The following is a 13,511-nucleotide window of genomic DNA, read 5'->3' as shown; positions in this document are numbered from 1 at the left end:
TGGATTTCGATAAATTTTATGGAAACTAAAATTAAGAAGATAGCGGTCTTTACATCCGGGGGAGATTCGCCCGGAATGAACGCCGCCATTCGATCAGTGGTGCGTACCTGCGCCTATATGAAAATTGACTGCGTTGGTATTTACCGCGGCTATGAGGGAATGATCGAAGGGGATTTTCTCCCTATGAATGCCCGAAGTGTGAATAATATCATCAATAAGGGAGGAACCATCCTGAAATCTGCCCGGTGTCCGGAATTCAGAACACATGAAGGAAGGCAGAAAGCCTATAACCAGTTGAAATCCCAGGGCGTTGATGCCATGGTGGTCATCGGGGGAGACGGCAGCTTTACAGGTGCTCTCCTCTTCAATGAAGAATTCGGCATGCCGGTCATTGGTATTCCAGGAACCATAGACAATGACATCTTTGGTACCCGTTATACCCTGGGCTTCGACACGGCCATCAATACCGCCATGGAGGTAATCGATAAGATACGGGATACGGCTAGTTCCCATCATCGCCTCTTCTTTGTGGAGGTAATGGGCCGGGATGTGGGGCACATTGCCCTGAATGCCGGGGTAGGAGCCGGAGCTGAGGAAATCCTCATCCCAGAGGAGAACCTGGGGCTCGAGCGACTGCTGGAATCCCTGAAGCGAAGCAAGCTCACCGGGAAATCATCCAGTATTGTGGTAGTGGCCGAAGGGGACAAGACCACCGGCAAGAATGTATTCCAGCTTAAGGAATACGTAGAGGAACACCTCCCGATCTACGACGTCAGGGTTTGTGTCCTGGGCCATATGCAAAGGGGAGGAGCCCCTACCTGTTTTGACAGGGTGCTGGCCAGCAGGATGGGTGTAAAAGCTGTTGAGGCCCTGCTGGAAGGCAAGAGCAACCTCATGGTTGGGATTCTCGATGACGACATCGCCTTTACACCACTGAGCGAAGCTATTAAAGGAAAAACAAAAATCAACAAGGAACTCATCAGAGTGTCCGATATAATGTCCACTTAAAAAAATATAAACATGGCAACATTGAAAATAGGAATAAACGGATTTGGTAGAATAGGTCGACTGGTCTTCAGGTCGATCGCAAAAAGAGACGGAGTTGAGGTCGTGGCGATCAATGATCTCCTGGATGTGGAGCACCTGGCCTATCTGTTGAAATACGATTCCGTACACGGAAAATTTGATGGTACCGTAGACGTAAAGGATGGAAACCTGGTGGTGAACGGGAAGACCGTAAGGATCACTGCTGAAAGGGATCCTAAGAACATCAAATGGGACGCCGTGGGCGCCGAGATCGTTGCGGAATGCACAGGGATCTTCACCACCATGGAAACAGCCCAGTACCACATAGACGGTGGGGCCAAGAAGGTCGTGATCTCTGCCCCTTCAAAAGACGCCCCCATGTTCGTGATGGGTGTCAACCACAAGAAAGTAAAAGCTACGGACAAGATCGTTTCCAACGCCTCCTGTACCACTAACTGTCTGGCACCGCTGGCCAAGGTACTTCACGATTCTTTCGGGATCGAAGAGGCGCTCATGACGACGGTTCACGCTACAACAGCTACCCAGTTGACGGTAGACGGTCCGTCCAGGAAAGACTGGAGGGGAGGCAGGAGTGCTATGCTGAACATTATTCCCGCATCCACCGGGGCTGCGAAAGCAGTGACCAAGGTGATCCCGGCCCTTGAAGGTAAACTGACGGGGATGGCCTTCAGGGTGCCCACTGCGGATGTTTCCGTAGTAGACCTGACGGTAAGGCTGGAAAAAGAAACTTCGTACGAAGAGATCAAAAAGGCTTTCAAAAAAGCATCTGAAGGGGAACTGAAGGGGATTTTGGGATATACCGAAGAACAGGTCGTTTCCCAGGACTTTATCAGTGACCCCAGGACCAGCATTTTCGACGCCGGTGCAGGGATTGAACTCAACCCCAGATTCTTTAAAGTAGTATCCTGGTATGACAATGAAGCCGGTTATTCCAACAAACTGGTAGACCTGGCTCAATATATCCATGCCCTTTAAGGAATAAAAACTAATACGGAGGAATCCTTGGAATAGGTAAATATTACTTATTTTAAGGATTCCTTTTTTAGAGCATTATGATATTAATTACAGACAGCGGAGCAACCAAAGCAGACTGGATCGCCCTGGACGAAAAGGGGAACGAGGTCTTTATGACCCAGACCCTGGGCCTGAGCCCTGAAGTACTGACGCGTGAAGTGATAGAAGACCGGCTCGCCAACAATTTCGAGCTTTCGAAGAACAGGCATAAGGTCAGCCGACTCTACTTCTACGGCGCGGGATGCGGTACCGACCGCATGAAGAAATTCCTCCGGAACATCTTCAAATCCTTCTTCAATAAAGCCAAAATTGAGGTCAAGGAAGATACCTATGCGGCTATCTATTCCACCACCAAGATCGGTCATCAGGGGATCGTCTGTATCCTGGGAACAGGGTCTAATTGCAGTTATTACGACGGCCACCAGCTTTTCCAGAAGGTGATCTCCCTCGGGTATATCCCCATGGATGACGGAAGCGGGAACTTTTTTGGCAGGAAACTGATCCGGGATTACTACTTCCACAAAATGCCCCAGGCACTGGGCCTGAAATTTGCCAGTGAGTACAATCTGGACCCGGATGTGATCAAGGAAAACCTCTATAAACAGCCCAATCCCAATACCTACCTGGCCACTTTTGCGCGTTTTCTCATTGAGAACAAGGACCATCCCTACTGCAAAGGGGTTATAGATAAGGGGCTGCAGCAATTTGTCAACAACTACATCATGCAGTTCGAACTGGCCACCAAGGTACCCGTCCATTTTGTGGGAAGCATTGCCTGGTTCCTCAGGGACGAACTAAAGATGGTCCTCGAGCGGAATGACCTGATCACCGGTGTGATCCGCCAAAGGCCTATAGACGGCCTGGTGGAATTCCACAAAGAGACTATCTGATCGCGATCATAGAGATCTCCACGTTTACGAACTTGGGGAGATTGGCTACTTCTACCGTTTCCCTGGCCGGGGCGGTGGCTGAATCGAAATAGGATCCGTATACCTCGTTGACCTCCGCAAACTGCTTCATGTCCTTGACGAAAATAGAAGCTTTGACCACCTGCTCGAAGCCCATGCTGGCCTTGGTGAGGATGGCTTTCAGGTTTTCCATACACTGACGAGTCTCCGTTTTGATATCCCCTGAGATCAATTCTCCCGTATTGGGATCCATGGCGATCTGCCCCGAGATAAAAAGCATATTTCCGGCCATAACAGCCTGACTGTACGGGCCTATGGGAGAAGGGGCTTTGGAAGTGTGGATGATCTTTCTGCTGCTCATATGATTTGATGTTTTAAGAGTTATCTTCTGACGGGCTGACTTCGGTTCTCCCATTTCAGGTCCTGCAGGATGGAACTCTTGATACCGATAAAGAAGTACCATCTTTTGAAATCCCCGAAAGGGGTCCAGTTGAAACGCATCACAAAACTTTTCAGGTCCCTTTCGAACCTCAACTGTGTCACGGTGAATCCTTTTCTTTTGATGTCGTAGCCCGATGAGGCACCTACCCTCCATCTGGGGGAAAGTTCAATGTTTCCTGAGAACATCAGGGAGTGGTTGGAAAATTCGTTCTGCCGGTTACTGTTGCTGTAGGTGGCTGCGTACTGCAACCTCAGGTCCCAGGGGATCTTTGCTCCGTATCTCGGGTTTTCTATGTCGTCCGGATCCCGGTTCTTAAAACTGCTGTCGTTGAAATTATCCGCCGATCCAAACAGGTCATCCGTCCTACCACCACTGGCAGCTACATAGGTCTGGCCCGCATAGGGATCTTGTTCCTCCTCCTCTTGGTCTTCCTTGCGACCAAAATCCTTGCTGCTGATATTGTAGCTGATGTTGGCCCTGGCGGTGGTGAGCCTGAAAAGGCTACCCCCGTTGTTGATATTAAAGGTATTGATACGCCTTCCGTTGTTGTCGATGGCATAGGGATCCAGGCTGGCCCCGAAGTTTACGGACATCTTGTTCTTTAACAGGTTTGTACCTCCGCTCATGCTCACCGGACTCAGTTTCAGGGAGTCGGCCTCAAAATTGTATCCCGTGGAAAAGTTAAGGCTGTTCAGCAATTGGATCTTTTTGGGTTCGGTGGCCGTGGAGTCTTTGTCCTTCACCTTCGCTTCCAGGGTGTTTTGCAAAGAGAAAGTTAGCGCATTGGACTTCCCCAGTCTGGGTGCCCCGTAGATGGTGTTCTGAAAACGCGAGTACTGCACGATATTCCCGGACACCTCATTGAGGTATTCGTCGTAATACTGTTCAAAGGAGGGGGCATAGCCGTAGCTTACAGTGGGCCTCATAACATGCCTCAACGCCTGGAATTTCTTGTCCTCCCCAAACGTAAAGGTTCCATACAGGGTGGTTCCTATACTCGCATTGAAATTATACTGGTTATACCGGTCAAAACCGCTGATCGTATCCGTGACCACGGTCTGAGTATCCGGGTCGAATCGCTGGTTAAAGGTTTGCAGGGTCCAGATATCCTCGTAATTACCACCCATGGTCACGCTGAAGTACTTGGCCACCTTGAAGTTGGTGCTGATTGGGATCCTGTGGCGGGCGCCTACCTTGGCATCGTCAAACATCTTGGCGGTCAGGAAATCCTCGTCGTTGGTTCGAATACTGTTACGGGCATTCAGGTCGTACTGGAAGTTGATGTTCTGTATGGCGCCCTTTTTGATACCATCCCTTTTGGCAAACGGGAAGACCCTTTCCATGGCCGCCTGCAGGGTGGGCAGGGTAACGTCTACCACATTGGTGTTCGTGTTCTGGTTATGGGTGGCCGTAAGGCTCATATTCACCGATGGATAGGCGGGAAAGGTCTTGGAATAGGATATGGAAGAAGACAGGTTGTTGGTCTGCGTCAGGGCCAGGTTCTGTTGCAGGAGGGAATTCCGGTAGTACTGGCTGCTCCCGAGGTTTACCGAGGCCGATAGCCTGCTGTTGGGGTTGGCTTTCGGGTCCTGGGAGTGGGAGATCTGTATGTTGTAGATCGTCCCTCTGCTGTAATCATCAAAACCCTTTTGGCTCACGATCTGATTCTCATAACGGAAGTTGACGTTACCCCGGTACCGGTATCGTTTGGCATAGACGGATTGCGCCCTGAGCCCATAACTCCCATTTGTATACAGGTCGCCCGTAAGGGTGAGGTCCACATAGTCATTGATGGGCAGGTAGTACCCTGCATTCTGCAGAAAATACCCCCGGTCCGGGTCATTTCCGAAGGTGGGCATCATGATCCCTGCGGTCCGGCCTACCGTTAGCGGGAAATAGGCAAAGGGCAGGGCGATGGGTGTAGGGACATCCACGATATACAGATTGCTGAACCCGGCGATCACCTTCTTTTTCGGCACGAACTTCGCCTTGCGCACCCGGATGTAATAATCCGGATCAATCGTATCCTTGGAGGTGGTCAGTTTCCCCTCGCTGAGGAAGTAGACCGAATCGTTTTCCTTTTTCGTCCTTTCGGCATAGACCTTCATGGCATCACTGCCCAGCTGGCCCAGACCAGCCTGCTGTTCTGTACGGGAATTCCAGATCACCGCCTTTTGGGTATCGAAATTAAAGCGTATGGAATCCGGGATGACCAGGTTCTCCCCCTGTTTGAAATAAGGGAGTTGAGAATAATTGCCCAGGCTGTCTTTAAGGCGACCTGCGTACACTTCATTTTTGATGTAATCCAGGATGATGATCCCGGCCTTGAGTTCCGTGTCCTGGTAATAGATCTCTGCCTCGTTGTAGAGATAGACCTTCTGGTCCCTCTGACTGAGCTTGACGTAATCTTTGGCCTTATATTTGATCTTATCGAGGAGAAGGGCCGGCTTTTGGGGTGCGGATTCCGTTCTCACGGTATCGGTCTCAACGGTATCTTTCGCCAGGGTTGGGGGAAGGGGAGGGGCCTGTATGCTGTCTTCCACAGCCCTGATAGGTAGGGGCCTGATCTTGTCCTCCTGTCCAAAAACCAAGGTCACAACCGAGAAAAACAAACCCGCGAAAAGAAAAAGCCGTTTATTTGATTGCAAAGCTATATATCCTATTTTTGTAGTGATAAGGCTTGATTTTCGTAAGTCAAACTTACATATATTTTTCTTCTGCCCGTGGCGGAGAACGATATTTTTAACCTAAGATTAGGAGCGTTATTTTGCCTACTGCCATGAATAAAAAATTGCTTATCGCTGTCTGTTTTTCTCTCATTTTGACAGCTTCTCTGACAGCCTCCGACCCTGTTCCGGCGAGCAGGGGGGACGAAGGTTTTGTCGTGGTCCTGGATGCAGGCCATGGAGGCCATGATCCCGGAAACCTGGGAAACGGCTATATGGAGAAGAATATTGCCCTCAATATCGTACTTAAAATAGGGGAGGAGCTCAAGAAAACACCCGGGGTCAAGGTGGTCTATACCCGGGATGACGATTCCTTTGTAGACCTCTTCGTCAGGGGTGAGATTGCCAACAAAGCAGACGCCGACCTGTTTGTTTCCGTGCATTGCGATTCCCATACCTCCAACGCCCACGGGGCTGGCACCTTTGTGCTCGGACTCCATGCGAACAAACAAAATTTCGAGGTGGCCAAAAAGGAGAACTCCGTGATCTACCTGGAGGATAATTATGAGACTCGTTATGCCGATTACGATATCAATTCCCCGGAATCGGTTATCGGCCTGACCATCATGCAGGAGGAATTCCTCGACCAGAGCATTCTCCTGGCAAAACTCATTCAGGATAATTTCACCTCGAAGCTCAAACGGAATGACCGGAAGGTAAAGCAGGCAGGATTCATCGTTCTCCACCAGACTTTTATGCCCAGCGTCCTGATTGAGACAGGCTTTTTGACTAACAGGGAGGAAGGCAGATACCTCAATTCCTCCAAAGGCCAGACCGAAATGGGCAAGGCCATTGCCGAGGCTATCCTGAAATATCGCAACAGTATACCCGATGAACAGACGGTAATCACCAACGGGGCTCCCCAAAAGACCACGCCTGTAGTGAGGGACGTCCCCAAACAGGCCGACCCTGATCTGAAAACGGAACAGACCCTTCAGACTGTTACAGAAACCCCCGCATCCGGTAAACTTGAGGCCGTCCAGACTTCCAAGGGAGAAACAGGCGAGGATACCCCGGCGGTCAGAATGCAGGTAGCCCGTGAGGGGGTCATTTTTAAAGTACAAATCATGGCGAGTTCGAAGAACCTGGCGCCGGGCGCAGCTGAATTTAAAGGTTTGAACAAGATCTCCAAGGAACCCGTGAACAACCTATATCGTTACCTGTACGGAGAAACAGATACCTATATGGGGGCTAAACTACTGAAGAACAATGCCGAAATGAAAGGCTTTACGACCTCCTATATCGTGGCCTACAAGGACGGGAAACGCATACCCCTGCAGGACGCCTTGAAATACGAGGATGAATAATGGCCTGCCTTCCGAATTTATTTCTAATTTTGTTTGGAACCTAAAAACGTGAACTTGAAACTATCTCGGGAAATCAAGACAGGGATCATCGTTATCGGAGGTATACTCCTGTTTATCCTGGGATACAGTTATCTCAAAGCCACGCCCCTTTTCGATGACAGCAAGACCTTCTATGCGGTATATGACAACGTGGGGGGACTCCAAACCGGCACACAGGTATCCATCAACGGCTTTAGCGTTGGCAAGGTCAATAACATCCAATTCAAGGACAACAGCGGAAAACTCATCGTCACTTTTTCTGTGGCCAGCAGTTTTGAATTTTCCAGAAACAGTAAGGCTGAACTGTTTGATACGGGCATCATCGGAGGGAAAGGGATTCAGATCGTCCCTGTCTTTGACGGGGCACCCATGGCCCAATCTGGCGATACTTTGGTAACCAATACACGCCCTGGTCTAACTGAATTGGTTCAGCAAAAACTGACTCCGCTTCAATTAAAGGTAGAAGGGGCCGTATCCCATGCAGATACTCTGTTGATGAATGTCAATGAGGTGCTGGACGACAAAACCAAGAGAAACCTGAGAGAAAGCATTCAGGGCCTCACCTCTGTCATGGAGAGCTTCCAGAAAAGTGCAGGCACCCTGAATGAGATGCTCGACAAGAACAAAGCACGTATAGACAGTTCCCTGAGCAATGTAGACCGCCTTACCGCAAATTTTGCCCAACTTTCAGACTCCCTTGCTGCTGCCAATCTCGGTGAGACCATACGCGACCTGGAGTCGACGATGAACAATCTCAACGACATCCTGGCGAAGATTGAGAAGGGTGAAGGCACCATGGGCAAACTGATGAAGGACGAAGACCTGTATAACAATCTCACTGAGGCATCCAGGGAACTGGACCTCCTCCTGCAGGATTTCCGTCTGAATCCCAAGCGCTATGTGAATGTCTCGGTTTTTGGCAAGAAGCAGATCGAATATGCCCTTCCCGAGAACGATCCCGCATTAACCAACAAGCAATAATTGATGGAATACCTTCCCAATATCCTCTTTGCCGTCCTATTGATCACAGGCATCGGCTATTTTGCGAGAAACGTAAAGAAACTAAGGAGGAATATCATGCTGGGAAAGGAGGCCGACCTGTCGGATAACAAACCCCAGCGCTGGAAGAACATGATGCGGATCGCATTGGGTCAGAGCAAGATGGTGGTCAGGCCCATCGCCGGACTTATGCACATCATCGTCTACCTGGGATTCATCATCATCAACATTGAAGTGCTGGAGATCATCATCGATGGATTGTTGGGTACCCACCGGGTCTTTGCTTTCATGGGGGGGTTCTACGATTTCCTGATCGCCTCCTTTGAGATACTCGCTCTGTTGGTGATCGTGGCGGTGGTCGTGTTCTGGTTGCGGAGGAATGCCCTGAAATTGGCCAGATTTGTAAAACCCGAAATGAAAGGATGGCCGAAAAACGACGCCAACTGGATCCTCTATATTGAACTCATATTGATGGCTCTGTTCCTGACCATGAATGCGTCGGACCTGCAATTACAGCGTATGGGAGTCGCCCATTATTCAGAGGCCGGTTCCTTTCCTGTCAGCCAGTGGATCACCCCCCTGTTTGAAGGCATGTCTGCATCAACCGTGGTCCTGATCGAAAGGTCTGCCTGGTGGCTGCACATTGCCGGAATACTATTCTTCCTGAATTACCTGTATTATTCCAAGCACCTCCATATTTTACTGGCCTTTCCAAATACGTACTACGGGAATTTAAAACCCAAGGGTCAATTTAGCAACAACGAGGCAGTCACCAAAGAGGTGCGGCTGATGATGGATCCCAATGCCGATCCGTTTGCGGTTCCTGCTGAGGATGCGGCTCCGCCTGACAAATTCGGTGCTTCGGACGTGAAGGACCTTAAATGGGTACAACTGCTCAGTGCCTATACCTGTACGGAATGCGGCAGGTGCACCAGTGAGTGCCCGGCTAACCAGACCGGGAAAAAGCTTTCACCGAGGAAGATCATGATGGACACGCGCGACCGTCTGGAAGAGGTGGGCAGGAATATAGACAAGAACAAGGGAACCTTCGTGGATGACGGTAAGCAACTGCTCGATGACTATATCACCCGCGAAGAACTATGGGCCTGTACCTCCTGCAATGCCTGCGTGGAGGCTTGTCCGGTGAGTATTGACCCCCTTTCTATCATCATGAGCATGAGGCAGTACCTGGTCATGGAACAATCAGCAGCACCTGCAGAGCTAAACGTGATGATGGGAAATATTGAAAACAACGGGGCCCCCTGGCCGTTCAACCAGATGGACCGCCTGAACTGGGCTGAGGAATCAGCATAACAAAAGAAATCGCAGAAAATGAATGTACCCACCATGGCATCCCTGTTCGCCGAAGGCAAACAACCCGAAGTTCTTTTCTGGGTAGGATGTGCCGGAAGTTTTGACGACAGGGCCAAGAAGATCACTAAGGCCTTTGTAAAACTCCTGGACAAGGCAGGGGTCTCTTTTGCCGTCCTGGGTACGGAAGAGAGCTGTTCGGGAGATCCGGCAAAAAGGGCTGGCAATGAATTCCTCTTCCAGATGCAGGCCGTCACCAATATAGAGGTAATGAACGGTTATGGGATAAAGAAAGTTGTTACTGCCTGCCCTCATTGTTTTAACACCCTAAAGAACGAATATCCCGGTTTGGGAGGTGATTACGAAGTGGTGCACCACACCCAATTCTTAAAGCAATTGCTAGAGGAAGGACGACTCACCCTCCAGGGGGGTACGTTCAGGGGCAAGAGGATCACCTTCCATGACCCTTGTTACCTCGGAAGGGCCAATAATGTGTATGAAGCCCCCAGGGAGCTTATTCGCAAACTGGATGCAGAGCTCGTGGAGATGAAGAATTGCAAACAGAGAGGCCTCTGCTGCGGTGCCGGAGGTGCCCAGATGTTTAAAGAAGCCGAAAAAGGGGATAAGGAAGTGAATATCGAGCGCACGGAGCAGGCCCTGGAGACGCAGCCGGAAATTATTGCTGCCGCCTGTCCTTTTTGCAATACCATGATGACCGATGGGGTAAAGAATAAGGAGAAAGAAGGAGCGATCGCGGTGATGGATATCGCAGAGTTGATGGCGCAGGCGGAAGATCTTTGATGCCTGTATTTTTGGAACGATTTTAGTGAAGAATGAAGATGAATATGAATAAAGAACAACTATGTTAGTGGCATTTGAAGCATTACCTGATACCTCCAGGATCTGGGTCTATCAGGCCGACCGGAATTTTTCCGAAGCCGAGTTAAAAGAACTCCACGAATTGATCCCCCAATTCCTGACTCAGTGGACAGCCCATGGGGCGTCCCTCCACGCCGGGTATGAGATCAGGTATAATCGTTTTATTGTGTTTGGGTTAGACCAAACACTGGCATCAGCTTCCGGCTGCAGTATAGACGCTTCTGTTCATTTCATACAGGGGCTGGAGAAACGTTTTGGGGTGCAGCTCCTAGACAGGATGAATGTGTCCTTTAAACAGGGCGACTATATCACTTATAAATCCATGGCGGATTTCAAAAAAATGGCCAAAGCCAAGGCCATCACAAAGAATACCATCGTCTTCAACAACCTGGTGGTAAACAAGCAGGAGTACCTCGAACACTGGGAGGTACCGGCTTCAGAAAGCTGGCACGGCCGGTTCATTTAGCGCATTCACCACAATTTCAGGGCGTTATCTGGTAAAAACGCAATAATTCTCGTGCATCACAGTTAGATTCAATGTTCAGTTTGCCTATGCGGAAAATTATCAAATCCTTCCTTTTCTTACTGCTTCTCCCGGCCTTTGTTCAGGCTCAGGGAGACCCCTTGCTTACGCCCGACAGTTTGGCTCAGCGGCAGTGGGTAGATGATCTCTATGCTAAAATGAGTCTGGAGGAAAAGATCGGGCAATTGTTTATGGTGTTGGTCGCATCAGATCAGAATAAAGAATCTACAGACAAAATAAAAGAGATGATCAGGGAAGAACATCTGGGAGGGATCATCTTTTCAACCGGCGGGCCCCTGAGGCAGGCAAAGCTCACCAATGAGTTTCAATCGGTTTCAAAAATTCCTCTGCTTATAGGCATGGACGCGGAATGGGGCCTGGCCATGCGGCTCGATTCTACCTTCGCCTATCCCTGGAATATGACCCTGGGAGCCATCCGGGACTCCAGTATGATCGAAAGGATTGGATTTCGGATAGGTACGCATGCCAAGCGCCTGGGAGTGCATATCAACTTTGCCCCGGATGTGGATATCAACATCAATCCCAGGAATCCCATCATCGGGAACAGGTCCTACGGGGAAGACCGTCAAAATGTGGCCCAAAAAGGAGCCGCCTTTGTCCGAGGGATGAGCAGGGCCGGAGTCTTAACCAGTGCCAAGCATTTTCCCGGACATGGGGATACAGCCGTGGATTCGCACAAGGACCTGCCGGTGATCCCCTTCGAGAAAGAAAGGCTGGACAGCATCGAGATTCATCCGTATAAAAAATTGATCAGGGAAGGGGTGTCCGGGGTTATGGTGGCCCATTTGAACGTCCCGGCACTGGAGCCGGAAGAGAAAAGACCTTCCTCCCTTTCGAAAAACATCATCACTCAGACATTGAAACAGGACCTGGGTTTTCAGGGCCTGGTCCTGACAGATGCCCTGAATATGAAGGGCGTCACCAATTTTGCCGGGGATGACAATGCAGCTTTGCAAGCCTTTCTCGCGGGGAATGACATTCTTCTCATGCCCGCAAACCTGCAGGGGGCGAGGACGGCCTTATTGAAGGCCTACAGGGATGGAAAGATCACCGAAGCCCGCCTGTCTGCCTCAGTCAGGAAGATATTAAAGGCCAAATACAAGTCGGGTTTACACACCTCTCAGCCTGTCACGCTTGACCATCTCTACGAAGATCTCAATGCCCAGGAGGATGAATTGCTATATGAAGAGGCCTTTGAGCAGGCGATCACCCTGGTAAAGAATGAAGTAGACCTTCTGCCCGTCAAGAATCTGGAGAACAAGAAGATCGCTTATGTCGCCATGGGCGACGACTCCGGGGAACCTTTTTTAAAGGGGATGAAGAAATATACGGAGGTGACCAGGGTGGAGGGGAAGGACATCGGCACCTTAAAGAAGAACCTGGAACCCTACAATGTGGTGATCGTCGGTTTTCACAAGAGTGATGAAAGCCCCTGGAAACCGTACAAGTTTTCGGAAAAAGAGTTGTACTGGCTTGCCGAATTAGGCAGACAGCGAAGTTTTAATTTAGTCCTGACCGTCTTTGCCAAACCCTATGCCTTGCTGGACCTGGTGTCTTTTGACGACCTCGATGCATTAGTCTTGGGCTATCAGAACAGTGTGATCGCGCAGGAAAAGACGGCAGAGGTCATTTTCGGGGCCATTCCCGCCAGGGGAAGGCTTCCTGTTTCTCTGGGAGCTGGACATCCTGTGGGATCAGGCGTCCTCGGCAAGTCGCTGGGAAGGTTGGGCTTCAGTGTCCCGGAACGGGTGGGTATGGACAGAAAAAAACTTTCCAGGGTGGATACGCTGGTGCAAAACGGCATAGATTCTTTGATGTTCCCGGGGGCACAGGTACTTGTAGCCCGGAGGGGAAAGGTGATCTACGAGCGGAATTTTGGGAAACCCACTTATGATGCTGCAGACTCCATAACTTCGGAACATCTCTATGATCTGGCCTCCCTGACCAAGATCCTGGCTACCTTGCCCATTGTCATGTCCATGGAAGAGCAGGGAAAGATCTCCCTGAACGACACTTTTGGGGAATTGATCCCGGCCTATGACACGACGAAGCTCAAAGATGTCACCGTTCTTAAAGCGTTAAGCCACTACGGGAGGCTCCCATCCTGGATTGCCTTCTACCTGGCGACCCTGGATAAGAACCGAAAACCCTCCCCTGAGTTTTACCGCGCCCGTCGCCCTTCCTCTTTCACCGCCCCGCGCCGTTCTCGATCTCGTCGTACGCACCGAGATCCCCGGCTCTGGGGACGACTGCAACACTTGCGGCTTGCTGTTTCGCGACGGGCTCCAAGGCTCC

At 50.3% G+C, this 13,511-nt stretch carries 11 protein-coding genes; 9 read left to right on the top strand and 2 right to left on the bottom strand.

From position 1 onward, the window contains the following. Positions 1 to 18: 18 nt before the first annotated feature. The 3 genes from pfkA to ABYP73_RS01080 all read left to right on the top strand — a co-directional run bounded on the left by pfkA (position 19) and on the right by ABYP73_RS01080 (position 2,951). Positions 19 to 1,008 carry a 6-phosphofructokinase gene (gene pfkA, locus ABYP73_RS01090; RefSeq protein ID WP_372945588.1) on the top strand — a complete coding sequence of 330 codons (990 nt, stop codon included), beginning with the start codon at positions 19 to 21 and terminating at the stop codon, positions 1,006 to 1,008. Between the two features lie 12 nt (positions 1,009 to 1,020). Then, on the top strand, positions 1,021 to 2,022 hold the full coding sequence (gene gap, locus ABYP73_RS01085) for a type I glyceraldehyde-3-phosphate dehydrogenase (RefSeq protein WP_372945587.1): 1,002 nt from the start codon (positions 1,021 to 1,023) through the stop codon (positions 2,020 to 2,022). A gap of 77 nt (positions 2,023 to 2,099) precedes the next feature. Next, positions 2,100 to 2,951, top strand: a complete 852-nt coding sequence (locus ABYP73_RS01080; RefSeq protein ID WP_372973206.1) for an N-acetylglucosamine kinase — start codon at positions 2,100 to 2,102, stop codon at positions 2,949 to 2,951. Here the strand turns inward: ABYP73_RS01080 and ABYP73_RS01075 are convergent. Beyond that, entirely contained in the window at positions 2,944 to 3,330 is a 387-nt protein-coding gene (locus tag ABYP73_RS01075) for a RidA family protein (protein ID WP_372946101.1), read from the bottom strand. The genes ABYP73_RS01080 and ABYP73_RS01075 overlap by 8 nt on opposite strands. Before the next feature lie 20 nt (positions 3,331 to 3,350). After that, positions 3,351 to 6,008, bottom strand: coding sequence for a putative LPS assembly protein LptD (locus ABYP73_RS01070; protein ID WP_372946100.1), 2,658 nt, complete (start codon positions 6,006 to 6,008; stop codon positions 3,351 to 3,353). A 182-nt stretch (positions 6,009 to 6,190) separates the two neighbouring features. Here ABYP73_RS01070 and ABYP73_RS01065 point away from each other — a divergent pair, with 182 nt between their 5' ends. From ABYP73_RS01065 to ABYP73_RS01040, 6 genes are all read left to right on the top strand, one after another. Beyond that, positions 6,191 to 7,444, top strand: coding sequence for an N-acetylmuramoyl-L-alanine amidase (locus ABYP73_RS01065; protein ID WP_372973205.1), 1,254 nt, complete (start codon positions 6,191 to 6,193; stop codon positions 7,442 to 7,444). A 54-nt stretch (positions 7,445 to 7,498) separates the two neighbouring features. After that, positions 7,499 to 8,464 (top strand): MlaD family protein, encoded by a 966-nt coding sequence (locus tag ABYP73_RS01060; protein WP_372973204.1) that lies wholly within the window; start codon positions 7,499 to 7,501, stop codon positions 8,462 to 8,464. 3 nt (positions 8,465 to 8,467) lie between these two features. Continuing rightward, positions 8,468 to 9,796 carry a 4Fe-4S dicluster domain-containing protein gene (locus ABYP73_RS01055; protein ID WP_372973203.1) on the top strand — a complete coding sequence of 443 codons (1,329 nt, stop codon included), beginning with the start codon at positions 8,468 to 8,470 and terminating at the stop codon, positions 9,794 to 9,796. Positions 9,797 to 9,814: 18 nt separating this feature from the next. Beyond that, positions 9,815 to 10,594, top strand: coding sequence for a (Fe-S)-binding protein (locus ABYP73_RS01050; RefSeq protein WP_372945656.1), 780 nt, complete (start codon positions 9,815 to 9,817; stop codon positions 10,592 to 10,594). A gap of 61 nt (positions 10,595 to 10,655) precedes the next feature. Further along, entirely contained in the window at positions 10,656 to 11,138 is a 483-nt protein-coding gene (locus ABYP73_RS01045; protein WP_372945657.1) for an ABC transporter ATPase, read from the top strand. An 86-nt stretch (positions 11,139 to 11,224) separates the two neighbouring features. After that, positions 11,225 to 13,511: glycoside hydrolase family 3 N-terminal domain-containing protein (locus ABYP73_RS01040; protein WP_372973202.1), on the top strand; the 2,287-nt coding region annotated here is incomplete at its 3' end.

It is taken from the genome of Muriicola sp. (assembly GCF_041567615.1).
Lineage (GTDB): Bacteria > Bacteroidota > Bacteroidia > Flavobacteriales > Flavobacteriaceae > Muriicola.
The sequence above is the reverse complement of the archived record's forward strand: the minus strand, read 5'-3'. Positions and strand labels throughout refer to the sequence as shown.